The organism is Mycetocola sp. Y444, from assembly GCF_059445295.1.
The window spans coordinates 541,395-564,281 of the sequence record NZ_JCAIUB010000003.1 but is presented as its reverse complement, the minus strand read 5'-3'; the positions used below and the strand labels follow the sequence as shown (position 1 = coordinate 564,281).

At 64.7% G+C, this 22,887-nt stretch carries 25 protein-coding genes; 6 read left to right on the top strand and 19 right to left on the bottom strand.

From position 1 onward, the window contains the following. Nucleotides 1–4: 4 nt before the first annotated feature. Both AC1C2M_RS14185 and AC1C2M_RS14180 read right to left on the bottom strand, forming a co-directional pair. Nucleotides 5–1,423, bottom strand: a complete 1,419-nt coding sequence (locus tag AC1C2M_RS14185) for an alpha/beta hydrolase (RefSeq protein WP_495437205.1) — start codon at nt 1,421–1,423, stop codon at nt 5–7. After that, on the bottom strand, nt 1,423–1,860 hold the full coding sequence (locus AC1C2M_RS14180) for a hypothetical protein (protein WP_495437203.1): 438 nt from the start codon (nt 1,858–1,860) through the stop codon (nt 1,423–1,425). The genes AC1C2M_RS14185 and AC1C2M_RS14180 overlap by 1 nt, the downstream gene beginning before the upstream one ends. 204 nt (nt 1,861–2,064) lie before the next feature. Here AC1C2M_RS14180 and AC1C2M_RS14175 point away from each other — a divergent pair, with 204 nt between their 5' ends. The 3 genes from AC1C2M_RS14175 to AC1C2M_RS14165 all read left to right on the top strand — a co-directional run bounded on the left by AC1C2M_RS14175 (nt 2,065) and on the right by AC1C2M_RS14165 (nt 4,314). Then, entirely contained in the window at nt 2,065–2,592 is a 528-nt protein-coding gene (locus tag AC1C2M_RS14175) for a low molecular weight protein-tyrosine-phosphatase (protein ID WP_483406195.1), read from the top strand. After that, complete coding sequence (gene purB, locus AC1C2M_RS14170; protein ID WP_483406196.1) at nt 2,589–3,971, top strand: adenylosuccinate lyase; 1,383 nt, start codon at nt 2,589–2,591, stop codon at nt 3,969–3,971. Before AC1C2M_RS14175 ends, purB begins: the two co-directional genes overlap by 4 nt. Before the next feature lie 160 nt (nt 3,972–4,131). Continuing rightward, nucleotides 4,132–4,314 carry a DUF1918 domain-containing protein gene (locus AC1C2M_RS14165; protein ID WP_483406197.1) on the top strand — a complete coding sequence of 61 codons (183 nt, stop codon included), beginning with the start codon at nt 4,132–4,134 and terminating at the stop codon, nt 4,312–4,314. 126 nt (nt 4,315–4,440) lie between these two features. Here the strand turns inward: AC1C2M_RS14165 and AC1C2M_RS14160 are convergent, their stop codons facing one another. The 7 genes from AC1C2M_RS14160 to rpsF form a co-directional block, all read right to left on the bottom strand. Then, on the bottom strand, nt 4,441–4,689 hold the full coding sequence (locus tag AC1C2M_RS14160) for a hypothetical protein (RefSeq protein WP_483406198.1): 249 nt from the start codon (nt 4,687–4,689) through the stop codon (nt 4,441–4,443). Continuing rightward, nucleotides 4,686–5,360: a DUF308 domain-containing protein gene (locus tag AC1C2M_RS14155; protein ID WP_495433510.1), complete on the bottom strand. Its 675-nt coding sequence runs from the start codon at nt 5,358–5,360 to the stop codon at nt 4,686–4,688. The genes AC1C2M_RS14160 and AC1C2M_RS14155 overlap by 4 nt, the downstream gene beginning before the upstream one ends. A gap of 83 nt (nt 5,361–5,443) precedes the next feature. After that, nucleotides 5,444–6,823 carry a replicative DNA helicase gene (dnaB, locus tag AC1C2M_RS14150; RefSeq protein WP_483406200.1) on the bottom strand — a complete coding sequence of 460 codons (1,380 nt, stop codon included), beginning with the start codon at nt 6,821–6,823 and terminating at the stop codon, nt 5,444–5,446. A gap of 531 nt (nt 6,824–7,354) precedes the next feature. Next, nucleotides 7,355–7,807, bottom strand: a complete 453-nt coding sequence (rplI, locus tag AC1C2M_RS14145) for a 50S ribosomal protein L9 (protein ID WP_108392324.1) — start codon at nt 7,805–7,807, stop codon at nt 7,355–7,357. Nucleotides 7,808–7,818: 11 nt separating this feature from the next. Next, nucleotides 7,819–8,082, bottom strand: coding sequence for a 30S ribosomal protein S18 (gene rpsR, locus AC1C2M_RS14140; protein ID WP_108392326.1), 264 nt, complete (start codon nt 8,080–8,082; stop codon nt 7,819–7,821). A 57-nt stretch (nt 8,083–8,139) separates the two neighbouring features. Continuing rightward, complete coding sequence (locus tag AC1C2M_RS14135) at nt 8,140–8,679, bottom strand: single-stranded DNA-binding protein (protein WP_483406202.1); 540 nt, start codon at nt 8,677–8,679, stop codon at nt 8,140–8,142. Between the two features lie 5 nt (nt 8,680–8,684). Then, nucleotides 8,685–9,095, bottom strand: coding sequence for a 30S ribosomal protein S6 (gene rpsF / locus AC1C2M_RS14130; protein ID WP_121659358.1), 411 nt, complete (start codon nt 9,093–9,095; stop codon nt 8,685–8,687). A gap of 377 nt (nt 9,096–9,472) precedes the next feature. Between rpsF and AC1C2M_RS14125 the strand changes: the two genes are divergently transcribed. Further along, complete coding sequence (locus AC1C2M_RS14125) at nt 9,473–10,462, top strand: hypothetical protein (protein WP_483406203.1); 990 nt, start codon at nt 9,473–9,475, stop codon at nt 10,460–10,462. A 105-nt stretch (nt 10,463–10,567) separates the two neighbouring features. On the opposite strand, the gene AC1C2M_RS14120 is transcribed toward AC1C2M_RS14125, so the two are convergent. The 9 genes from AC1C2M_RS14120 to AC1C2M_RS14080 form a co-directional block, all read right to left on the bottom strand. Beyond that, nucleotides 10,568–11,887, bottom strand: coding sequence for an ABC transporter substrate-binding protein (locus AC1C2M_RS14120; RefSeq protein ID WP_483406204.1), 1,320 nt, complete (start codon nt 11,885–11,887; stop codon nt 10,568–10,570). A 17-nt stretch (nt 11,888–11,904) separates the two neighbouring features. Further along, nucleotides 11,905–12,738 carry a carbohydrate ABC transporter permease gene (locus AC1C2M_RS14115; protein ID WP_483406205.1) on the bottom strand — a complete coding sequence of 278 codons (834 nt, stop codon included), beginning with the start codon at nt 12,736–12,738 and terminating at the stop codon, nt 11,905–11,907. Continuing rightward, nucleotides 12,725–13,696, bottom strand: a complete 972-nt coding sequence (locus tag AC1C2M_RS14110) for a carbohydrate ABC transporter permease (protein ID WP_495433507.1) — start codon at nt 13,694–13,696, stop codon at nt 12,725–12,727. The genes AC1C2M_RS14115 and AC1C2M_RS14110 overlap by 14 nt, the downstream gene beginning before the upstream one ends. A 60-nt stretch (nt 13,697–13,756) precedes the next feature. Continuing rightward, a complete protein-coding gene (locus AC1C2M_RS14105; RefSeq protein WP_495433506.1) occupies nt 13,757–14,092 on the bottom strand; it encodes a hypothetical protein in 336 nt (111 codons plus the stop codon). 51 nt (nt 14,093–14,143) lie between these two features. Then, entirely contained in the window at nt 14,144–14,473 is a 330-nt protein-coding gene (locus AC1C2M_RS14100) for a hypothetical protein (RefSeq protein WP_483406208.1), read from the bottom strand. Nucleotides 14,474–14,605: 132 nt separating this feature from the next. Further along, nucleotides 14,606–15,697 carry a hypothetical protein gene (locus AC1C2M_RS14095; protein ID WP_495437201.1) on the bottom strand — a complete coding sequence of 364 codons (1,092 nt, stop codon included), beginning with the start codon at nt 15,695–15,697 and terminating at the stop codon, nt 14,606–14,608. Further along, nucleotides 15,667–17,115, bottom strand: coding sequence for a CCA tRNA nucleotidyltransferase (locus AC1C2M_RS14090; RefSeq protein WP_495433504.1), 1,449 nt, complete (start codon nt 17,113–17,115; stop codon nt 15,667–15,669). The genes AC1C2M_RS14095 and AC1C2M_RS14090 overlap by 31 nt, the downstream gene beginning before the upstream one ends. 200 nt (nt 17,116–17,315) lie before the next feature. Next, a complete protein-coding gene (locus AC1C2M_RS14085; RefSeq protein ID WP_495437200.1) occupies nt 17,316–19,847 on the bottom strand; it encodes a LuxR C-terminal-related transcriptional regulator in 2,532 nt (843 codons plus the stop codon). A gap of 96 nt (nt 19,848–19,943) precedes the next feature. Further along, nucleotides 19,944–20,234: a hypothetical protein gene (locus AC1C2M_RS14080; RefSeq protein ID WP_483406212.1), complete on the bottom strand. Its 291-nt coding sequence runs from the start codon at nt 20,232–20,234 to the stop codon at nt 19,944–19,946. Between the two features lie 44 nt (nt 20,235–20,278). On the opposite strand from AC1C2M_RS14080, the gene AC1C2M_RS14075 reads away from it, so the two are divergent. Together AC1C2M_RS14075 and AC1C2M_RS14070 are read left to right on the top strand one after the other, a co-directional pair. Then, on the top strand, nt 20,279–21,787 hold the full coding sequence (locus AC1C2M_RS14075; RefSeq protein ID WP_495437198.1) for a SulP family inorganic anion transporter: 1,509 nt from the start codon (nt 20,279–20,281) through the stop codon (nt 21,785–21,787). Nucleotides 21,788–21,908: 121 nt separating this feature from the next. Then, nucleotides 21,909–22,187 (top strand): hypothetical protein, encoded by a 279-nt coding sequence (locus AC1C2M_RS14070; RefSeq protein ID WP_483406214.1) that lies wholly within the window; start codon nt 21,909–21,911, stop codon nt 22,185–22,187. 76 nt (nt 22,188–22,263) lie between these two features. Here the strand turns inward: AC1C2M_RS14070 and AC1C2M_RS14065 are convergent, their stop codons facing one another. Further along, entirely contained in the window at nt 22,264–22,755 is a 492-nt protein-coding gene (locus AC1C2M_RS14065) for a hypothetical protein (protein WP_495433499.1), read from the bottom strand. Between the last annotated feature and the right edge of the window lie 132 nt (nt 22,756–22,887).

Here is a 22,887-nt window from a genome sequence, read left to right as displayed (position 1 = left end):
GGCGTCACCCCGGTCGAACCCGCTCCGAACGAAACGCCTGGGCGACCCCGGCGCCTGAGCCGATTCCGGCCAGCGCCTCGGTGAGGTCAGTGAGGCGCGGGTCGGTGGACTCATCGATGAGCGCTGCCGTCGTCTCATACCCGTCCATGGAGTGGGACGCCCCACCGTCGTCGGCATCCGGCGGGGTTTCATCGAAGAGGGAGCGGGAAACGACGAGACGGTCGCGTCCTTCGGCCCCGTCGACCGGTTCGCCTCCGAGCGCTGGCACCAGGTCCTCCGCGTGCTCGACCGCAACCTGGGTCACCGAGTCCGGCACAGCGACCTGCCCGCTCGGCGCACCAAAGGTGACGAGGGACTGGGTATCGAAGCTCCCTGACTCGGCGATGCGGGCGGCGACAAGCCCGCCCTGGGAATGGCCGAAGAGGTTGACCCGGTCGCCGGGCTGGATCCCGGCCTGCTCCATGGCATCGAGCGTGGCCCTGTACGCCCCCGCGTCGCTGTCGGCGACCGCGGCCAGGTTGCTCGCCATGTCGAACGGCTCGGCGCTGTGGCCGCCGAAGTCCGTCGTGCCCGCGATGTACACCGCGTAGGAGGCGGTGCCAGAGGGGTGCGTGTACTTCTCGACAGTAATCTGGGGTCTTCCCACGCCGGTCGGAGGAATCCGTCGCGCGGCATCCGCGAGGGAGGCCGGGGGCCGTACATCCCGCGCGACCCCGTAGCTGACGGTCCGCACCGGCGTCTCGGTGAATACGTGTCGTCCGCCGAGGATTATTGCGGCGCTGGCGACAGTGTCGAGTCCGACGAGGCCGGTCCCTTCATCGCCGAGGATTCGCGCCGCGGGCAGACTCGTTCCGCTGAATCCCATCAGGATGTCGTCTGCCGCTGACACCACATCGCGCACCATCCCCACGAACGCCGGATTCGCGGTGAGGCCCGGGTTTTGCGCCAGTCCACCGGCGAGGCCGACCCCGAGAAGCGCGGCAGCGCGGCGCAGCGCCGGCTGCTTCATGACCGTCGCGGTGAGAATCAGGCCTGGCAGAAGAGGGAGTGCTCCGATGACGAGGTTGTGCAGATACGTGCCGACCAGGAACCCGGCGAACGCCTGCATGGCACCGAGAGCCTCCCGGCTTCGTGCCTCTCCGTCCGCGTAGGCATTCGCGGCATCCTGAACCACTTTGCCGAGCCGCTCGGCGCAGTCCGACGCGTCGGTGAACAACCGGCTGGCCTTCATCAGCGGGGGTTCCGCGAATCCGTATGGTGCGGCATCCGTCGACCACTCCGTCAGGCACCGCGCGATCGATGCCCCGTGTGCCCAGTCGGTTGCGTCGACGGCGAGAACATCGAGAGCGCTCGAGAATGCCAAAAGCTCCTCGGTTGAGACGCTCGTCAGCCCGCCCGTCGACAGGGTGAGCGAGTCGGACATCAGAGAGCGCCTGTCGCGCCAGGGCCGCCGCTCGCTGCTGGGTAGTCGGGGTAGCCACGGGAACCGGGCGCCGCTCCGCCCCCGGAATAGCTGGCGAGGGCCGCCCTTCTCGCGTGCTCACACTGCTCGAGCGCCTCGGTGAGATGAATCGCAGCGAGGGTGAGCCGGTCTGCGAGTTCGGAAACCCTCGCCTCGAACTCGGCCCGGCTGGAGGACCGCCAGGTCAGGTCGCCCGCTGCATCGAGAATGCGCCGTCGGCCGGGCATGACATTCTGCTGGAGCGCATCGATCCGACGGCGCTGTTCGGAGATGACGTCCAGAGCCCGCAATTGCGCCGCGCGAAATTCCGCGTCCCCCGCTGCGCCGACCCCACCAGTCACCGCCGTATCCAGTGCCGCGGTGATCGATGTCGTGATGGGCGTATTGACCGTCGTCATCGTGAATCTCTCCTTCACTTTTCACTGCACTCGCGGGGTGAGGCTGTGCTCCAGAGAAGCGCTCGGCCGTCGGATCCAGTGTGGCCGGGCGACCCCGAGAGATCCGCGATGCGCACAGGCCGTGGACAGCCCACCCCGATTCGGGGGTTTGTGAAGGGGTTTGGGGGACTCCCGCCTGAGCCTCGAGCGGTACAGAATAGGGGAATGATTTCCGACCCGGACCCGACCGAGGTGCAACCTTTCCGGGTGTGCTTCGTGTGCGCAGGCAATATCTGCCGATCGCCGATGGCCGAAATCGTCTTCCAGCACCTCGTGCGCCAGGCCGGGCTGAGCCGATACGTGGAGACGGTGTCCGCCGGAACCGGGGACTGGCATGTCGGCGAACAGGCAGATGCCCGCACCATCGCCGCGCTCCGTAAGTACGGCTACGACGGCGCACGGCACCGGGCGAAGCAGTTCAACCCGGACTGGTTCGAGAAGCTCGACCTGGTCGTTGCCCTCGACCGCACCCACGATCGGGTCCTTCGGGCGTGGGCGCCGACCGAGACGGACCGCGGAAAGATCGCGCTTTTGCTCAGTTTCGACGCAGAACGCAGCGAATTGACCGACGTTCCCGACCCCTACTACGCGGATGACGAAATGTTCGATCGGGTATTGGGCATGATTGAGGGGGCGATCCGTCAACTTTTTCGCCAGATCGAACCCGCAATCCGACAGGGAGCCACCCGATGACCTCACTACCCGCCCAGCCACTCAGCCCGCTCGATGGCCGTTACTCCTCTGTGGTGAGCCCGCTGGGTGAGTACCTGTCCGAGGCCGGCCTCAACCGGGCGCGGGTGCAGGTCGAGGTCGAATGGCTCATTTACCTGACCGGTGCAGGAATGTTCGGATCCGCACCGCTCAGCGAAGAGCAGATCTTCTCGCTCCGTTCGCTGTACCTCTACTTCGGACAAGCCGAGATCGACTGGCTCGCCGAGAAAGAAGCGGTCACACGCCACGATGTGAAGGCCGTCGAGTACCTCGTGCGCGACCGGCTCGCCTCCCTCGGCCTCGACTCCATCGCCGAGCTGACGCACTTCGCCTGCACGAGCGAAGACATCAACAACCTCGCGTACGCGCTCACCGTATCGAACGCCGTTCAGGCGGTGTGGCTCCCGAAGCTGCGGGTCACCATCGACACGCTGCAGGCGCTGGCCGTGAAGCACAGGGCGGATGCCATGCTGGCGCGCACACACGGACAGCCGGCGACGCCAACCACCATGGGGCACGAGCTCGCGGTCTTCGTCTTCAGGCTCGAACGCATCGCCAAGCAGATCGACGGCACCGAATACCTCGGCAAGTTCTCGGGCGCGACAGGCAACTTCGCCGCTCACACCGTCGCTGATCCGACAGCGGACTGGCCGGCTCTGTCCCGGGCTTTCGTCGAATCGCTCGGACTGGTCTGGAACCCGCTGACCACCCAGATCGAATCGCACGACTGGCAGGCGGAGCTCTACGGTCGCGTCTCGCACGCCAACCGGGTGTTGCACAACCTCGCAACCGACATCTGGACCTACATTTCGATGGGCTACTTCCGGCAGATCCCGCAGGCCGGTGCCACGGGTTCGTCGACGATGCCACATAAGATCAACCCGATCCGGTTCGAGAACGCCGAAGCCAACCTTGAACTCTCCAGCGCCCTGCTCGACTCGCTCGCCGCAACCCTCGTCACCTCCAGGCTGCAGCGCGACCTCACCGACTCGACGACCCAGCGCAACATCGGTGTCGGGCTCGGGCACTCGCTGCTCGCCCTCGACAACCTCGCCCGCGGTCTCGGTGAGATCGACCTCGACCGCGAGGTGCTGGCTGCGGACCTCAACGCCAACTGGGAGGTTCTCGGCGAGGCGATCCAGACGGTCATCCGCGCCGAGGTTGTCGCCGGTCGCTCGACGATCACCGACCCGTACGCCCTGCTCAAGGACCTCACCAGGGGCAAGCGCATCGGCCGTGACGACCTGATCGAGTTCGTATCGACGCTCGACATCGGCGTCGACGCGAAGGAGCGCCTGCTCGCTCTCACCCCCGCGCACTACACGGGCCTCGCCGACGAGCTCGTCGACTACCTGGCGTAGCGCCCGCGTAACCGCGAGAAAATCAGAAGCGGTCGAGAACATCACGCGCAACCGATGTTCTCGACCGGAACTGATGTTCTCGGCGGGTGCTCGACAAGTGCCACGCGTCGACCCTTCCGCGTTTCGCACACCGCGCGTACCCTGAAATCGGGAGGCGATCATGCAGACAACAGCCGGACAGCGGATTGTCATTCGGGGCCAGAGCGTCGGAGCGCCGGAACGGCACGGACAGATCCTCGAGGTGCGTGGCCCGGACGGCGCACCGCCCTATTACATCCGGTTCGACGATGGCCACGAGAGCCTCGTCTATCCGGGGCCGGACTGCGTCCTGGAACACGCCTGACCTGGCATCCGCGGACCGTGCCAGCAAGCTAGCGGGCGCTGGTCAGAAGCCGACTGCCAGAACCCGATTGCTAGAAGCCGACTGCCAGAGCCCGACTGCCAGAGTTCGGACATTACCGCCCGAGAGTCAGTGCCCGGTGTCCTGGTCGTGAATGTCTTTCTTCTCCATGTCGTCGGGCTTGACCGTGAGGGCGAACATGGCGATGAAGACGAGCGTCACGATGAACGCGATACCGAACCCGATCAGCGCAAAGGAGATGTCGCGGGTCACCATGAGGGTCACGAGGCCGGTGAAGATTCCAGCGACCGCAGCGAAGACAAGCAACTCGACTGGTTTGAGAATCTCGCGACGGCTTGGTGGCTGTGGTGTGCTCATGATTGTGACTCCGTAGTGCCTGTTGTAGACGAACGCCCGGCGCCGTCCGTTCCCCATTTGAGCGACAAACCGCCAATGATGAGGAGCACGGCGACGATCGCGGCGTAAGCGCCGAAGACCCCCACCGTAACGATGGATGCTGTGAGGCTGCGGTCGACGCCGTCAGGCCCGGTGTAGTGCTGGTCGAGTCCCGGCGGCACGAGTAGGTAGACGATGCCGAGGAGCACTGTGGCCCCGCCGACGGTCATCCAGTCTCGCGCGAACGGCGATCGCCCGCGCAGGCGGAAGCCGCTGTAGAGCTCGAGAACGCCGGTGAGCAGCGCCCAGATGATCACCGTGAGGAAGAGACCGGGCAGCGCGGATGTGCCGGTTCCGGCGAGGAACAGAGCGGCCGCGCCGGCGAAGAGGCTGACAACTCCGCTCAGGAGGAAGTTGAGGCGCGAGCCCCGATCGTCAGCGAGGACCCGTGGCACGAACACCACGGCCATCAGGCCGGTGACCACGGCGAATGCGCCAAAGACCGTCAGACCGAGGGGAGCCGAGTGGTCGACGCTGAACGTGATGACTGCGGCCGCGACCGCCGCTGGTACCGCCCTCAGCACCTGGAAGATCCAGTACCGCGACGTCGAGTCGACGGAGCCGCGTGGTGCAGCAGCGGCGGAACTGGCCAAGGAGAACGCCTCTTTCGTGGTGGAGCGTGAGGGGGATACCTCTAGTCTACGCGGCGTAGAAGAACGCGGGACTCGGCCGGGGCTTAGGCCGGCGCGAGGTCGGCGAACCGCGAGAAGTGGCCGTGGAACGCGACGGTTACCGTGCGCGTCGGTCCGTTACGGTGCTTGGCGACGATGAGGTCCGCTTCACCGGCTCGCGGGTTGTCTTTCTCGTAGGCGCTCTCTCGGTGCAACAGGATGACCATATCGGCATCCTGCTCGAGCGAACCGGACTCACGGAGGTCGGAGATCGCCGGCATCTTGTCAGCACGCTGCTCGGGTCCACGGTTCAGCTGCGAAAGCGCGATGACGGGAACCTTGAGCTCCTTCGCGAGAAGCTTCAGTGCACGCGAGAACTCCGAAACCTCCTGCTGGCGGCTTTCGACACGCTTTCCGGACGTCATGAGCTGCAGGTAGTCGATCACCACGAGCTTGAGTCCGACGCGCTGCTTGAGCCTGCGGCACTTGGCGCGAATCTCGACGAGCGTCATATTGGGGCTGTCGTCGATGTAGAGCGGGGCGTCGTTGATCCGCCCACGCACAGCCGCGAGTTTGTTCCAGTCGCGCTGGTCGACGTTTCCTTTACGCATGCTCTGAAGTGGCACGGATGCCTCGGCTGAGAGGAGTCGCATGGCGATTTCGCTCCGCCCCATTTCCAGGGAGAAGAAGATCGACGGCTGGTCGTTTCCGATCGATGCAGCGCGCGCGAAGTCGAGCGCGAGGGTCGACTTACCGAGCGCAGGTCGGGCCGCCACGATGATGAGTTGGCCTCCGTGGAAGCCGTTGGTGAGGTCGTCGAGTTCGGCGAACCCGGTCGGCGTGCCGACCATCTTGCCATCTGAGCCGTTGTTCGCTTCGATCTCTTCGAACGCGGTTCCGACGGCTTCGTTGAGCGGCACGTAGTCTTCGGCCGTCGTCGACCCGGTCACGCCGTAGATCTCGGCCTGGGCGGTGTTGACGAGGTCGAGGACCTCACCCTCGCCCGCGTAACCCATCTGCACGATGCGGGTTCCCGCCTCGACGAGGCGACGGAGCAGCGCCCGTTCTGCGACGATCGAGGCATAGAAGCCTGCGTTGGCTGCCGTCGGCACGAGGCTCGTCAGCGTGTGCAGGTAATCAGCGCCGCCCGCACGGGACAGCTCACCGGTCTTGATCAGTTCATCGGTGACGGCGATGACATCCGTCGGTTCGCCGTGGGAATACAGCGACAGAATCGCGTCGAAGATGATTTCGTGCTTGGGGATGTAGAAGTCAACACCGCGCACCGACTCGACGACGTCAGCCACTGCGTCTTTCGAGAGGAGCATTCCACCGAGAGCGGACTGCTCAGCGAGCAGGTCGTGAGGTGGGGTCCGCTCAGCGCGCTGCTCCGGTCGTTCGCCCGACGACTGATGGTCGTTGAGCCCGAGATGAGCGATCGACACTCGTTCCTCCTCTGGCTTTTCAGCCCGTCCGGCGGGGACAGCTCATGACTTTCATGCTCAGTTACAGCAGATCATCGACCACCGACATTGGTGGGATGAACCGCCTGGCGCGCCCCGATAAAAACCTGCGCTGCTACACACTAGGAGCGCCACTCCCCCGGCACAAATGCGCCTGTGGATAACTCTGTGAATAAAGTGGGCGAAACGCCGGGCGGTGTGTGCACAAGGTGTGGATAGATCTGTGGAAAGGGAAATACTTTTGCCCGATAAATAGCACCTCACCGGGTAAATCCTGTTTCCACATGTGTGCACTTCGACCTGTTTAGAGTTTGTGTTGAACGTTGGCGCGCCGCCGAACACCTGTGCACAAATAACTTGACATTTCGGCCAACAGGGCTAGAGGCATCCCTACAGAAGTCGAATAAATCCTCATGTTTACGGGGCGAAAAAGCGGCTGAGCCCGTGAGGGCTCAGCCGCTTATTCGAGAGGGGATGACGGGCTTTTAACCCGTCACCCCGCATCGCGTTGTACTACTTGGCAGCAACCACCTGGAGGGTGATGACGGCGCTGAGGTCTTCGCGCAGGCGGACCCGAGCTTCGTGCGTACCGACGGACTTGATCGGAGATGGGATCTCGATCTTGCGCTTGTCAATCTGGCCGAGGCCAGCTGCGGCGACCGCGTCAGCGACAGTGCCTGTCTTGACGGAACCGAAGAGACGGCCTTCAGCGCCAGCCTTGACGGCGAGCTTGACCTTGGTGCCTTCGAGGGCAGCCTTGAGGGACTGAGCGTCTTCGAGGGTGGCAAGTTCGCGCGCTGCGCGTGCGGCCTTGATCTGCTCGACCTGCTTCTCAGCACCGCGGCTCCACGCAATGCCGAAGCCCTGCGGGATCAGGTAGTTACGTGCGTAACCGTTCTTGACCTCGATGATGTCACCAGGAGTGCCGAGACCGGTCACTTCGTGCGTGAGGATGAGTTTTGACATGTGAGTGTTCCTTACCTGCCTGAGCCGGCGTAGGGAAGAAGAGCCATCTCGCGTGCGTTCTTGACTGCACGGGCGATGAGGCGCTGCTCCTGGACGGAAACACCGGTGATGCGGCGGGCGCGGATCTTTCCACGCTCGGAGATGAACTTGCGAAGGGTTGGGACATCCTTGTAGTCGATGACCCCAACGCGGATTGCCTTCGCGGGAGCGAGCGGCTTGCCGCCCTTGCCACCGCGGGCAGGCTTGCGGCTTGCGCCGCTAGACTTTCCAGCCATTTGGTTTCCTTAGTGTGAATGTGTCCGCCGGGACCTGGGCCCCAGCGGACGAAGTGTTTAGAAAGGGGTGTCGTCGCCGTAGGATCCGGGCGTGTTCCAGCTGTCGCCGGAATTGCCCGCATTGCCTGCGTTCGAGTTGCCGCCACCGAACGCCTGTGGGGCGGCCGGTGCACTTGCTGCCCACGGCTCGTCCTGGACTGCAGCGGGGCCGCGGCCACCACCACCGCCGGAGGACTGTGCGCGGCTGACCTGTGCGGTTGCGTACCGAAGCGAAGGGCCGATCTCGTCAACCTCGAGTTCCATCGAGGTGCGCTTTTCGCCTTCCTTCGTTTCGTACGAACGCTGCTTCAGACGCCCGGTAGCGATGACACGGCTACCCTTGGTGAGCGATCCGGCGACGTGCTCGGCGAATTCACGCCAAACGCTCGCTCGCAGGAACAGTGCTTCGCCATCTTTCCACTCGTTTGCCGCGCGATCGAAATTGCGCGGAGTGGATGCGATGGTGAAGTTGGCAACCGCCAGCCCGTTCTGCGTGTAACGCAGCTCAGGGTCAGACGTGAGGTTGCCCACCACGGTGATTACGGTCTCGCCAGCCATCGGGACTAAGCGCCTTCGACCGTTGCCGGCTCGGCAGGCTTGGCGTCAACCTTGGCCTTGGTGGCAGCAGCCTTGCGGGCAGCCTTCTCCTCGGCGCGCTTGCCTTCGGACTCAACGAGAGCGATTGCCTCTTCGGCACGCAGCACCTTGGTGCGCATGACTGCCTCGGAGAGCTTCAGCTGACGGTCGAGCTCGACCGTTGCTTCGCTCGTCGCGGTGAAGTCGACGACGGCGTAAATGCCTTCGGTCTTCTTGTTGATTTCGTAAGCCAGGCGACGACGGCCCCAGATGTCAACCTTGTCGATGGTTCCACCATCGTTGCGGATGACATTAAGGAACTTATCGAGACTGGGAGCAACTGTGCGCTCGTCAATCTCGGGGTCGAGGATAACCATGAGTTCATACTGATGCGTCACTAACCCACCTCCTTCGGACTCGAACGGCTGCAGACGATCTGCAGCAGGAGGGTTCTAGCATCGTTGGACCGCACGGGAACAGAGTGTTCACATACGGGCAACCTGAGTAGCTTACCGGATCTCGCCGGGTTTTACCTATTGGGGCCGGCATCCGCTGGCTGGGTCCGTGGCTGCTTCGAGCGCAGGTCATCGCGAGGGCATCACTTCCGGTCGAGAACATCCGGCGCAACTGGTGTTCTCGACCGCAGCTGATGTTCTCGCTCCGGGCTCGGTCGCGCCGAGAGAGGTCCCCCACAGCGCCGCCACCCCCGCCACCTTTCCCACCGCTTACCCGGGAACCTCGCTACACGCCGCCGAGCCGCGCCATCCTCGAGACCATGGCGACCGATCTGATTCGCGACGACGACCCCCTGCAACTCACCCGCTCCCTCGAACTGATCGGGGGCGACGGGAGGGCGCTTCGGCGCGGCCTCGCGTCCGGCACTGTCGTCGGCCTCCGCCGCGGCGCCTATGTCGCGAGTGATACCTGGGCAGCACTCACCGACCGGGACAGGTACCTGCTCCGCATGCGGGCGGCCACAGCCACCCGTGCGGGCGGCGCGGTGTTTGGCTACGAGTCGGCGGCTGCCCTGTGGGGGCTTCCGGTGATCGGCAGCTGGCCCGACACCGTTCACCTCTATTCGGCCGACGGCAGTCGGCGCGCGTCCCGCAACGGTGTTCTGTGGCATCAGGCGCCGCTCGGGGACACTGACGTCGTGGATCTCAACGGCACTCTCGTGACGAGTCTGGCGCGGACGATGCTCGACCTCGCTCGATCGGCGACCTTCCTCTCAGCGGTTGTCACGCTCGACGCCGCACTCGGTCGCGATGCGCGCGGCCGCGATGCGCGCGGCCGCGACGACACGACAGCGGCCGAGCTCGTGCGGAGCGATCTTTTGGAGCGACTCGCCGCGCTGGGGCCGGCCAGAGGCTCCCGCCGGGCCCTGCGGGCAATCACCTTCGCGTCGCCGAACGCGGAGTCACCCGGCGAGTCGGCAAGCAGGGTGACCATGTACCGGTGCGGATTTCCGGCACCTGTTCTCCAGTTCCCGGTGACCGACAGGAACGGCACCACCTGGTTCGCTGACTTCGGCTGGCCAGCGTTTCGACTGCTCGGCGAGTTCGACGGTTACGTCAAGTACTCGCGGGCATCCATGACCGGCGGCACGAGCATCGAAGAGATCGTGTGGGCTGAGAAACGGCGCGAGGATCTGATGCGCGGCACCGGCAACGGGATGGTCAGGTGGTTGTGGGATGCCGCGCTGAGCCCGCGGCTTCTCACCGCGGCGCTGCGCGAGGCTGGCCTGCCCCAGTCGGCACGCCGGTAGGCACGAGAACATCAGTTCCGGTCGAGAACACCCCGCGGAACTGATGGCCTCGGCCGGAAGTGATGTTCTCGGGGTGGGGCAACGCGCGGGGCGGGCTCGGGAGAGCTAGCCCGCGATCGCCGCGTTCGCCGCGTCCTCGGCCCGCTTCAGACCGGCCTTCACGTCGAGCGTTCCCTTGAAGATCTCCTGGAAGATCGGGTCGAACGCCTCGAATCCCTTGCCGTAGTTGGGTCCGGTCGGAGCGGGAATCGGATCGGCCTCGTCGATCACGTCGAAGAACGGGTCCACCGAGACGTTCTCGCCGTCCCAGAAGTCGAAGTAACCAGCCTGCGCGCTCTTCACAGCGGGCACGGCTGCACCCGAGGTACCGAGATACCCGTTACCTTCCTCCGAGCCAAGCCAGGCGAGGACCTCCGCGATGGCATCCTGTTTCTCGGATGCCGCGTTGCCAGCGACGACGACGCCGTTCGTCACCGAGACACGGCCAGCAGGCCCGGCGGGAATCGGCGCGACGCCCCACTCGAATTCCGCGCCGTCGGCGATGTTCTTGAGGTTGTAGAGGCCCGACTGGAACATGGCGACCTTGCCCTGCAGGAACGCGTCACGGCTGAAGTCGCTGTTGGTGTTGGTGTCAGCGGCTGACGGCGCGACCTTCGCAACGTTGATGGCGTTCACGAGGTAACTGACAGCTTCGACCGTCCTGGGATCCGTGAAGGCGAACTCGTCGCCCTCCTGGTAGACACCGCCGTTCGATCCGATGAACGGGAGCGTGATCGCCTGGGTGTCGTAACCGACGTTTGTGCCGTACTGCGCGATCGCCCCGTTGAACGCGGGGTCAGCGGCCGAGACTCCGGCTGTGTCGAGGGTCAGCGCCTTCGCGACAGGCAGGTAGGTGTCCGCGGCCGGGTCCGGGGACCAGGTGAGGTCGGCGAGGGACTCAGGGGTCACTCCCGCAGCGTCAAGAAGCGCCTTGTTGTAGTAGACACCCACTCCGGCGTCGTACAGCTGCGGAACTCCCCACAGCTTGCCGTCGCGGGTGAACTGGTTGACAACACTTTGTTCCCACTCGGCGCTGGCGTCGTCGCCGAGGACGTCGTCGACGTTCACGAGCTTTCCCGAATCGGCGTATGCGCCGAAGTAGGAGTTGTTGACCCAGAAGATGTCATCCATCGTCTTGCCGGCGATGTCGGTGCGGAGCTTGGTCCAGTAGTCGCCCCAGCCGACGATGTTGATCTCGACGTCGATCTCGGGATTCTGCTTCTCGAACGCCGCGAAGGATTCCTCATAGGCCTCGGCCACGGTGTCGTCCCAGAGCCGGAACGACACTGTCGTCTTTTCGTCGTCAGGGCTGCCTGCCGCACAACCGGTGAGTGCGAGGGCGGACGCGGCGACGACTGCCGCAAACTGAAGAAAACGCTGAGCCATTTCGGGTGGTCTTTCTTTTACTTGAATCCGGAGATCGTGATGGAGCGGACGACCTGCTTCTGGAAGGCCAAAAACAGCACGACCAGCGGGACCAGGGCGAGCGTCGTCGCGGCCATCACGAGGGTCCAATTGCCGTTGTACTGAGACTGGAGGCTAGCAGTTGCGACTGTGATGACCCTCCAGTCCGGTCCCGTCGTGATGACGAGGGGCCAGAGGAAACTGTTCCACTGGCTGACGATGGTGATGAGGGTAAGTGTCGCGAGAATCGGTTTCGAGAGGGGAACGATGATGCTGCGGAGGATGCGCCAGTGCCCGGCCCCGTCGATCCTCGCGGCATCGACGAGGTCATTGGGAATGCCGCGGAAATACTCGCGGAGCAGGAAGATCGCATACGGGCTACCGAACATGAACGGCAGAACCAGTCCCCAGAACGTGTTGCGAAGTCCGAGTTCGACCATCATCAGGTACAGCGGAATGACGAGCACAATATTTGGGACCATCAGGCCGGAGAGATAGACCCAGAACAGCACACGGCGGCCAACGAAGTCGATGCGGGCGAAGGCATATGCAGCGAGCACCGAGAACCCCAGCTGGAATATGACGATGACGGATGTCACGGCGACCGTCACGAGGATCGCATTCCCGAATTCGGCTGGCCCGGTGAGCAGCGTCACAAAGTTCTCGAACGCGAACGGAGCCGGCACGGTGAGTGAATCCTCACTCGCGAACTGGCGCGGCGATTTGAATGCGGTCATCACGCTGAGCACAAATGGCCCGAGCGTGACGATGGCGGCCGCGATGAGGATCAGGTAGGCGCCGATGGTGGTGATGATGCGGCTAGGAGAGGTCATAGGTCGTCCTCTTGCCGAAGTAGAGCTGCTGGCCAAGCGTGATGACGACGAGCACGGACAGAAGCACAACGGCCATGACGGCGGCGTGCCCGAGATCAAAGGTCGAGAAAGCCTCGCTGTAGATGCGGGACGCGACGACGTCGGTCCTGCCGTACGTACCGGCATCCGTCACGACGAACGGACCACCGCCGGTGAGCGCGTAGATCTGGTCGAACAACTGGAAGACGCTGATCACGCTCGTGACGAGCACGAAGAAGGTGGTCGGCCTGAGTAGCGGCAGCTTGATTCGGAAGAACGTGGCGATCGGACCCGCCCCGTCCATGCGCGCAGCGTCGAGGATCTGAGTGGGGATATTGAGCAGTCCCGCCATGAAGAACAGGGTGATGTAGCCGACGTTTGACCAGATCACCACGGCGGCAACGGATGGGAGCGCAAGCGCGGGATCGCTGAGCCACTCGATGCGTGTGCCGATCAGGTCGTTGAGCAGGCCATCGGTGGGCGCCAGGATCCAGCGCCAGACGATGCCGAGAGCGAGCGGGGCACATACCCACGGGAGAATGTAAATGGTTCGGAAGAACAGTGACCCGGGGAGCCCGCGGGTGAGCAGCGAAGCGGCGACGACGCCGAGCACCGTCTGCACCGGAATCACGATCACGACGAAGAACAGCGTCACGGCGAGCGAGTTGTAAAACGTGGGGTCACTGAACACGTCACCGTAGTTCGCAAAACCGACCGGCGTTATCGGGGAGAGCAGATCCCAGCTCTGGAAGCTCAACCAGAACACCACGAGGATCGGCAGCACAAGGAACGCGGCGAGGCCGAAGAGGCTCGGTGCGAGCATCGAGTACGCGGCGACGTTGCTCCTGCCGCGATGAGTCCTGCGGCTGGGCATGGGAGGCCTGCCGTGGTCTGTCCTGCGGCTGGGCGCGGACACGCCTTGCTGCAGTATTTCGGGCATCCGTCAATCGTAAATGCTGCATCGGGGTCACCCCGACCGCGCACGACGGATGCTGCGGCGTCAGTCCTCGGGGATCACCGGGTTATTACCCGGCGTCGCGTGAGGCAGATCTTCCTCGACGTCGTGTTCCACCGACGAGATCGGATTTCCCGGCGTCGTCCGGTCAACGTCGTCGTCGACCTCATCAGTGCCCGAAAGCGGATTTCCCACCGTGGCGTGAAGTTGGTTTTCTTCGGCGAGGTGTTCCGGATCCTCGATGGGGTCACCGGTCGTTGTGTAATCCGCACCGTTCGCTGCCTGAGATTTGTCGGCGGTCCTGAATTTCTCGTCCGAGCCGTATTCCTCCGTTGGAATAGCTGGCTTCACCCGGTCGTCCGGGTCGTGTGAGTGAGTCATTCTGCAGACACTACGCGCGCGATGAGGCCAGCAACAGGGGCTTTCTGCGGGTCAGTGCGCGCCGAGCTTCTCCGGTGACACTGTGTTGAGGAGCGAACGGATGCTCCCGTCGAGAGTGAGCTTTTGGGAAACCTCGACGGCCCGCGCGAGGTCGGGACCCGTCAGCGCGACGTACACCGGTTCGACATGGTGGACGAATCCGATAGTCATGCCGTTAAGGAGCACTTTCTCAACGTCCTGCCCGGCGTGCTTGAGGTGAAGTTCAACATCCCGCTCCACCTTGTCGCTCTCGAGCTGGATATGAACAAGCCAGGTTGCCGTCTTCGGTTTGCGACCGAATGTGGTCGCTGTGTCGATTCGCTCGGCGGTGGTGATGCGCATGAGATCCTCCTGACATGCGTACGCTGCGTTGAGTACGCTCTCGACACTCAAAATAGGCGCGGAACACCCGAGTAAAAAGGGCTTGACAGCCGGACGCTGTGCGCTGCATGGAGCCTGAGCGCTGCAGGGCCCTCAGCCGCCGAGAATACCCGCGACGACAGCGGCGATGACACAGACCGCGTACGTGACGAGGACAATCGCCGTGAGGTTCGGCGTCGGCAGCCGTCTCCCGCCATCGGCGACGATGTCCGTCCTGACGTCCCCGACGCGCTCGTCCCGATAATTCACGGTTCGCTTGTACGCGCCCTCGGCAATAGTGCCGATGATCCGCTGGATGCGCTCCCACTCCGCGGGCTCAGCGAGGGCGAACGGCCGTGGCCGGTAGAGGAAAAGCCTGTCGTCAACGACTTCGATGTCGAAGTCCCGGCCTTCATCGATGAGGACGGCCATCAGGTCCGGGGTGAGCAGGTAGAGCGCGTCACGCTCGTATCCGGGCGGACAGGTCATCCGGAAGTGACGGCTGAAGTCACCCTCGAGTGCGATGGCGCCCTGTCCCGAGTACGGGTTCTCGAGTTCGCGTCCGCGCAGACCGTGGTTGGACAGCGAGTCAAGGACGATATGGGGGAACCGTCGGGGCAGGTCGACCTCGACGTAACCCCACACGTGCTGTTCAGCACCACCCTTCGGAAGGCTCCTCAGATAGGAGAGATTACCGACGCTCCACCGTGACTGCTCACCAAAGTCGACGACGTCGGACGCGCGCCTCCGGTCGCCGCGCGAAAAGAGCATCCCGGCCAGCTGCGGCGCTGGCATGACCACTGAGTACCTGGCGCCGTTCTGCTCGGCGAAGCGGGCGATCCGGACCCGGTCCCGCCACAACCGTGATCCCCATCGCGGCCAGCGAAATCGCCCGACGATGAGCGTTGAACCGAAGACCATCAGCGCTGAGACGAGGGCGACCACGACACTTTCGACGCTCACGCCCTCGACGAGGACCAGCAGGCCGACAAGGGCACTGGCAACGCCGAACACGGCCATGCCGATGACGGTCACCCATCCCCGGAGGCTCGGCGCTGTGGGGTCCAGCCTCGGCACCCCGGCAGCGATGGACGTGTGACGAAATGAGCGCAGGTCGGGGCCGGTCACCGGCTCAGCGAGGGCTCTCAGGTCGAGTGCCGTCGCCGCCCCGCCGCTCACGAACTCGCGTCCCGCTGAGCCCACCACTCACGAAGACGACGTTCGGCTTCTTCCGCGCCAAGCGGTCCCTCATCGAGGCGCAGCTCGAGCAACCACTTGTAGGCCTCGCCCACCTCGCGGCCCGGCTTGATTCCCAGAACCCGCTGGATATCGTTGCCGTCGAGATCCGGACGAACGGATTCCATCTCCTCGCGTTCGCGCAGGTCGGCGATGCGGGCTTCGAGGTCGTCGTAAGCGAATCCGAGGCGGTCTGCCTTGCGGCGGTTTCGGGTGGTGACATCGGCCCTGGTGAGGATGTGCAGTCGTTCGAGCAAGTGGCCGGCATCCCGCACGTAACGGCGCACCGCCGAGTCGGTCCAGGCCCCGTCGGTGTAGCCGAAGAACCGGAGGTGAAGCTCGATGAGCCGGGAAACGTCCTTCACCGTGTCGTTGTCGTACCGGAGCGCGGTCAATCGCTTCTTCGCCAGTTTCGAGCCCACCATGTCGTGGTGGTAGAAGCTCACGGCTCCGCCGGGCTCGAGCCGACGGGTTGCGGGCTTCCCGATGTCGTGCAGGATGGCCGCGAGTCGCAACGTGAGGTCCGGCGCCTCGCCCGGATGCCGCGCCTTTTCGTAATCGATGGCCTGTTCGAGCACAGTCAGCGAGTGCTGGTAGACATCTTTGTGGTGGTGGTGCTCGTCGATCTCCAGCCGCAGCGCGGGAATCTCCGGGATCACGATCTCCGCGATGCCGGTGTCGACGAGGAGCTCGATCCCCGCCCTCGGCTTGTCGGTGAGCAACAGCTTCGACAGTTCCCCCTGCACCCGTTCGGGAGACACGATCCGGATGCTGTCAGCCATATCGCTCATCGCCGCGGCTGCCGCCGGTTCAACGGAGAACCCCAGCTGTGCGGCGAAACGTGCGGCACGGAGCATCCGCAGTGGGTCGTCTCCGAAGCTGACCTCTGGGGCACTCGGGGTCCGCAGGGTTTCAGCGAGCAGATCCTCAACACCGCCGTGCGGGTCGACGAGGATCTTCTCGGGCACCCGGAACGCCATGGCGTTGACCGTGAAGTCGCGCCGGTGAAGATCGTCTTCGAGATTGGTGCCGAACGCGACGACCGGCTTGCGGGTTACACCGTCGTAGGCGTCAGCGCGATAGGTGGTGATCTCCACGGTCTCGGTCACACCGTTCGCCGTCACTCGCGCGCCGATGGTGCCGAAGTCGCGGCCGATGTCCCACTGCGCGTCTGCAACGGGTTTGGTAACCGCGAGGATCTCATCCGGCGACGCGTTCGTGGTGAAGTCGAGGTCGGTGACCGGGCGGCTCAGCATGGCATCCCGCACCGGACCGCCGACGAGCGCGAGTTCGAATCCCGCTGCGGAGAACGCGGATGCCACCTTCATCACGACCGGCGACGCGGCAAGTTCCGACAGGCGTTCCAACGATTCAGCCATGCTCACCATGGGTTCAATGGTAAGGGGGCCGCTGGTGCCCGGGCGACGGCGTCTTCTCGACAACCGACCTCAACAACCAACCGTGATCGACCAAAACTCGATCGACCAAAAGTTTGAGCCACGCGCCATCGGTGTTCAAGCTGCCCCACGAGAACACCGACGGACGCGAAGCTACAGAGATAGTGTGTCCGAGCTGACTACGCCGCACACTAGGGGGCATCCCTAGTCAGGGATCTCTCAGGTTGGGCGGACGGAGGTAACTCCTCCCCGTCGATCAGGTGCCGGATGCCGCGCCGCGAGGTGAGATGGAGCTTCGCGAGAACATTGCCCATGTGGTACTCGACACCCTTGACGGTGACGAAGAGGCGCTGGGCCACCTCTCGGTTCGTGAGTCCCTGGGCAGCAAGGCGTGCGACTTCGCGCTCCCGCCCGCTGAGCACGCTCAGGGGGTCCTTCGTCGCCGCCGATGGACGCGAGGGAAGCGCCGATTCGTCGCGGAGCTCGAGCCACCAGCCACGCTCAACCTGAGCGCGGGGGTGCTCGGTCGCGAGCGCCTGCCTGGCGATGCGCACGACAGCGGCGCGGTCACCCTTTGCCCGCGCGGCGACAGCCCTAACCAGCATGGTGAGGGACGTGTCGACCGCGGATCGCGACAGGTCGGCGTCGGGGAGGAGGATCTCCGCTGCTTCGAGTTCACCGCGCGCCGCTGGCACGAGCGCGGCAACGACCTGGCAACTCCCGTATGTCCAGGAACCACCGAAGTCGTCGGCAAGTGACACAGCGACAGCGGCGGCGGTCGACGCGTCGTCCCAGTTCCCGCGTCTGAACTGGGCAAGGGCGAGCTCGATGCGCCCGAAGGGAGCGAGTGCGGGGTTTATCGCGTCCGTCAGTTCGATCCCCAGCTCGAGGTCGCGGATCGCGTCATCGAGGCGACCCTGCTGGCGGCGAACTCCGCCGCGAACGACCAGCATCAGCGCGTGGCGCGGCTCAAAACCCGATTGCTCCCCCCGGCTGATGTGCTCGGAGATCTCCTCATCGACGGGTTCCGCGGCACCCGACCGCCACCTCGCGAGCGTCCGCCAGGTGAGCGCGATGCCTTCCAGCTCGTCAAGGTCGACGCCGCCGATTGACTCCGGAGTGTCCAGCAGGGCAGAACGGGTTCTCCCGACCTCGGAGAGGACAGCGTCGCACGCCTGGCAGACGGCCTCGAACCTGCGGGCTTCGATCTCCAGGTATGCCATCGAGCCATTGGCGAGAGCCACGATGGCTCTTTCTCGCAGGGTTGCCGGGCGACACAGCGCTGCACGGGAGAGCATCGTCCTCGCGGGCGCGATGTCTCCCATCGCGTAGAGAGCGCTACCGAGGAGAAGATCCCGTTCCGGCCCTGCGGGGAGGTTACTGAACTCAGGCATGGCCGGCACCAGGAGGCTGTAATGCTGTGTCGTGACGGCGTAAATACCTGCCCTGATGAGCCGTTCGTGCCGGTCGGCCAAAGAGCTGGACACGGATGAACCCCAGCGAAGGTAACGTACGGCCCTCGCCGCCTCATGGTTCCGCAGGGCTTCTTCCGCCGCCTCATCGAGTGTTCTCGCGAGTGAATCGTCGGGGCCAGGCGCAGACCTGACCCGGTGACGGAGACCTCGATCGCCTCCGACAACCTCGGCAGCCGCTCTGTGCAGTTCCTGCCGCGACCTCTCCGGGAGCTCTGCAAGCACAGCGTCACCGACCCGCTGGTGATGCATCCGCAACTCGAGCGACCCACTCCCCTCCCCGGCATCGATCATGCCGGAGAGGATTGCGTCGTCAATTGCATCCATCGTGACGGTCGGCGCTCCCAAACGGCCGGCTGCAGCCATCAGCAGGCTGGCGCTGACCGGGCCCTCCAGCGTTGCGACGAGGTGTATCACCCTGCGCGCGGCCTCCGGCATCCTGTCCATTGCCTCCCTGGTGATGGTGTCGAAGCCCGGCGCGGGCGCGAGCGCTCCGTCACCGAGCCGGCGTTCGATTTCGACGGCCACGTCGGGGGCGGATGCCACCCGGTCCAGAATCGCCCGGATGTGGAGCGGATTGCCATCGGTGGCAGCGACCAGCCGCTTGGCGGTCCGGCGCGGCACAGACACACCGAGCACCGTCCGGACGAAGTCCACCACGTGATCCGGCGACAGCCCGTCGACCTCGACGCGGATACCGGATTCGCCATCGAGAGCGAACCTCCTCACCTGGTTAAGGACGTCAGTGGCAACGGGGCGGGCGACGACGATAAAGAGCAGTCGGTCATACAGTGATCGCCGCGCGGCGAACCAGAGCGCCCTCGCCGATTGTTCGTCGACCCACTGCGTATCGTCGATGGTGATGATGGATGCTCCCTCGCTCGCATCCACCACCGCGAGAAGCGCGGCCCCCGCGACGAGGGCCGAGACGTCCTGCTCGACCCCGCCGGCCAGGACAGGCGGAAGCAGGGACTGGTCGAAGGGTGCGAGGAGCTGATTCAGGACACCGTACGGCAGAGCCCGTTCATAGGCGTCCGCCACGGCGTGGTACCGCGGCCAGTCAGGAAGGACAGCCAGAGCCGCCCGAAGAAGCGCCGTCTTTCCGAATCCCGACTCCCCCTCGATGAGGACGAACTTCGCTCCGCCCTCCACCGTCGAGGCTGTTCGCACTATCGCATCCAGCTGGCGGGCGCGCCCAAAAAGCACCGGTGGGGGCGGTGATTTTGCTCGCTCGGGGCGCACATCTGACATGGGACTCCAACGGTAAACGGGAATGGATTATGTCACCACCCCTCATACCGGTGTAGTGCGCCGAACTTTCTGGTCCGAACTCTGGCGGGTTACCGGTCAGCGCACAAGGTACCAACGTCCCTGGTCACGAGCGGTCACCGTCCAGTTCAGAACCTCAGCGATGAGCCCGGTCTGCTCCGCCACGTGACTGCCCACCCTCAGCGCCTCACTGGCATCCTCGGCGGTAAACCGCACGACGATCCGAGGAGAGCCGGCGACGACGGAGAGATCGGATGCTTCAACAACGACGAGCTCAGCCGCAGCGGCAGCAGCTCCGGGGAGCACTGAGTCAGGCATCACCCGTGGCGCCAGCCTGCCAACGCTGATGGTCACTCGGTAGGAGGGCATTCTCCGAGCCTACGGGCCGCCGGGCGAGAGAATACAGTTGACCGGTGCCTTCACCACGATCAGCCGCTACCCCGGCGCGCTCCGGCGCTCCCCTGGCCCCGACGGTTCTCGCCACACTCAGGAACCCCAAAGCCCTGAGTGTCGAAGTACTCGCCGGCATTGTCACGACGCTGGCGCTCATTCCCGAGGTGATCTCGTTCTCCGTGATCGCCGGCGTGGATCCGAAGGTCAGCCTCGTGGCATCCGTCGTTCTCGCGATCTCGATGTCGTTCCTCGGCGGACGGCCCGCGATGATCACCGCGGCAGCGGGAGCCGTCGCACTTGTCGTCGCTCCGCTGGTCAAGGAGCACGGCGTCGAGTATCTGCTGCCCGCCGTCATTCTCGCCGGACTGATCCAGGTGCTGTTCGGCGTTACCGGGCTGGCCCGCTTGATGCGATTCATTCCCCGCTCCGTGATGATCGGTTTCGTGAACGCCCTCGGCATCCTGATCTTCACCGCGCAGGTGCCCCACCTCCTCGGACAGCCGTGGCTGGTGTATCCACTGTTCGTCCTGACCGTCGTCATAGTTCTGGTCCTGCCGAAAATCACGACAGTGATTCCGGCACCGCTCGTTGCGATCGTCGTCGTGACGGCGATCACCATGGTGGCCCACCTCACAGTGCCCACTGTCGGCGACGAGGGCGACATTGCCGGTGGCCTTCCCGGGATCACGCCTCTTCTCGTGCCGCTCAACCTCGAGACCCTCTCGATCATCGGCCCGACGGCTCTCAGCGTTGCCTTCGTCGGTCTCATGGAGACGCTGCTCACGGCCAAGCTCGTCGACGACATCACCGAGACCCGGTCAGCGAAGAACCGCGAGTCCTGGGCACTCGGCATTGCGAACATCCTGGCTGGCTTCTACGGCGGCATTGCCGGCTGCGCCATGATCGGCCAGACCGTGGTCAATGTGAAGCTGGGCAGGGCACGCACGCGGATCTCGACCTTCGTTGCCGGCGTTGTGCTTCTTCTGCTCGTGACGGTGCTCAGCGACGTGATGGAGCAGATCCCGATGGTGGCCCTCGCCGCGGTGATGATGATCGTTGCCATCACCACGGTGAACTGGCACAGCGTCTCGCCGTCGACGCTCAGGCGGATGCCGGTTCCCGAGACTGTCGTGATGCTCACGACGGTTCTCGTCGTTGTCGTCACGCACAACCTGGCCGTCGGCGTTGCCGCGGGCGCTGTCCTCGCCATCGTGCTGTTCGCGCGCCGGGTGGCGCACGTCGTTCGCGTCTCGAGGACCGTCTCAGAGGACGGCTCGAGTGTGCGTTATGCCGTGAACGGTCCGCTCTTCTTCGGATCGAGCAATGACCTCGTCGAGCAGTTCTCGTACGGCCAGGACCCGGCCGAGGTGATCGTCGATTTCAGCGCGTCGCAGATCTGGGACGCGTCGACAGTCGCGGTCCTCGACTCGATCGAATCCAAGTACAGGGCGCACGGCACGACCGTGCAGTTCGTCGGGCTCGACGACCGATCGACGAGCTTCCGCAACAACCTGACAGGACGACTCTGACCCGCGAGGGCGAGCCGCAGAGCGCGGGAATGTACACCCAATGAGGCGACAGTGGAAGAGCTGTGCGCTTTGTGCCGCCGGTGGGTAGCCTCGGGGCATCCGTCAATGAAAGGACCCCCGCATGACCGACCAGCACCCCACCGAAAGCGGAAACGACACGCTCCCTGAGCTCCCCGACCAGGGGCAGCGCGACGGCAACTACGAAGAAGCCAAGAACGCTGACGCGGCTGACCACTCGTCGCTCGAAACCCCGCCGGCTGACGGGACGGGCTCCGACGGCGCCAGCTCCGACGACTCAGTGGACGGAGCAGACGACCACGGCGGTTCGAAGCCGTCCGGCCAGTCCGGCACCTACGCCGGAACCGATGCCGTCGACGAGACCGTGCCCGTTCAGGATTGACCTGACGAAGAGAGCGCGACGCCGCTCCCGCGCACTGCTCCCGCGCACCGCTCCCGCGCTCAGAGGACCATCGATCCTAGGTGCGACCGAACTCTGTGATGTCCTTGTGGTGCCGGGCGAACGGGAGCGGCACGGCGCCAGCGTCGTCCGGGTCGCGATGCCGCAGGGGGAGGGCGACGAGCCCGACAATCAGGAGAATGATCCCGGTACTCGCCATCGTCGGCGGGAGGCCAGCCAGGAATGCGGCCACCGGTCCGTCGAAGATGGCGAGTACCGATCCACTCAGATCGGTTACGGATGCCGTCCACGCGGCCGGACTGACGATGTCGCGGAGAGCGACAGTGCCGTCGTCCACCTCAGCCACGCGCCCGACGGCCACCGAGAGCGGTGTCGTCGACGTGCGAACGACCACCGTCTCCCCCACGGCCGGCGCGCCGGCGGCCGGACCGACGATGGCGATGCTGCTGGCGGCGTCGCTCAGGGCTCCCTCAATCCTGAGGGTGCGTTGACCGGTCACCGCCGTCCACAGGGTTGGCCCGATGAGCAGCAGCATGAGAGTGATGATCATTACGCGACGAAGCACAATTCCGAGGCGGAGTATGGGCTCGACGGCTGGTACGGCGCCTGCAGCTGCCTGGCGCCCTGACTCTGATACCGCCGAGGAAAGTCGGTCATTCACTGGTCGTCCCCTCGATGCCCG

Bases quoted from the DNA above. Each gene is read 5' to 3' on its own strand.
- AC1C2M_RS14120 (WP_483406204.1), bottom strand. From the start codon at position 11,887: ATGGCTCAGCGTTTTCTTCAGTTTGCGGCAGTCGTCGCCGCGTCCGCC.
- rpsR (WP_108392326.1), bottom strand. From the start codon at position 8,082: ATGGCTGGAAAGTCTAGCGGCGCAAGCCGCAAGCCTGCCCGCGGTGGC.
- AC1C2M_RS14090 (WP_495433504.1), bottom strand. From the start codon at position 17,115: ATGGTGAGCATGGCTGAATCGTTGGAACGCCTGTCGGAACTTGCCGCG.
- purB (WP_483406196.1), top strand. From the start codon at position 2,589: ATGACCTCACTACCCGCCCAGCCACTCAGCCCGCTCGATGGCCGTTAC.
- AC1C2M_RS14100 (WP_483406208.1), bottom strand. From the start codon at position 14,473: ATGCGCATCACCACCGCCGAGCGAATCGACACAGCGACCACATTCGGT.
- AC1C2M_RS14070 (WP_483406214.1), top strand. From the start codon at position 21,909: ATGACCGACCAGCACCCCACCGAAAGCGGAAACGACACGCTCCCTGAG.
- AC1C2M_RS14080 (WP_483406212.1), bottom strand. From the start codon at position 20,234: ATGCCCTCCTACCGAGTGACCATCAGCGTTGGCAGGCTGGCGCCACGG.
- AC1C2M_RS14175 (WP_483406195.1), top strand. From the start codon at position 2,065: ATGATTTCCGACCCGGACCCGACCGAGGTGCAACCTTTCCGGGTGTGC.
- AC1C2M_RS14135 (WP_483406202.1), bottom strand. From the start codon at position 8,679: ATGGCTGGCGAGACCGTAATCACCGTGGTGGGCAACCTCACGTCTGAC.
- AC1C2M_RS14115 (WP_483406205.1), bottom strand. From the start codon at position 12,738: ATGACCTCTCCTAGCCGCATCATCACCACCATCGGCGCCTACCTGATC.
- rplI (WP_108392324.1), bottom strand. From the start codon at position 7,807: ATGTCAAAACTCATCCTCACGCACGAAGTGACCGGTCTCGGCACTCCT.
- AC1C2M_RS14185 (WP_495437205.1), bottom strand. From the start codon at position 1,423: ATGTCCGACTCGCTCACCCTGTCGACGGGCGGGCTGACGAGCGTCTCA.
- AC1C2M_RS14180 (WP_495437203.1), bottom strand. From the start codon at position 1,860: ATGACGACGGTCAATACGCCCATCACGACATCGATCACCGCGGCACTG.
- AC1C2M_RS14165 (WP_483406197.1), top strand. From the start codon at position 4,132: ATGCAGACAACAGCCGGACAGCGGATTGTCATTCGGGGCCAGAGCGTC.
- AC1C2M_RS14110 (WP_495433507.1), bottom strand. From the start codon at position 13,696: ATGCCCGAAATACTGCAGCAAGGCGTGTCCGCGCCCAGCCGCAGGACA.
- AC1C2M_RS14085 (WP_495437200.1), bottom strand. From the start codon at position 19,847: ATGTCAGATGTGCGCCCCGAGCGAGCAAAATCACCGCCCCCACCGGTG.
- AC1C2M_RS14105 (WP_495433506.1), bottom strand. From the start codon at position 14,092: ATGACTCACTCACACGACCCGGACGACCGGGTGAAGCCAGCTATTCCA.
- AC1C2M_RS14160 (WP_483406198.1), bottom strand. From the start codon at position 4,689: ATGAGCACACCACAGCCACCAAGCCGTCGCGAGATTCTCAAACCAGTC.
- AC1C2M_RS14125 (WP_483406203.1), top strand. From the start codon at position 9,473: ATGGCGACCGATCTGATTCGCGACGACGACCCCCTGCAACTCACCCGC.
- AC1C2M_RS14065 (WP_495433499.1), bottom strand. From the start codon at position 22,755: ATGATCATCACTCTCATGCTGCTGCTCATCGGGCCAACCCTGTGGACG.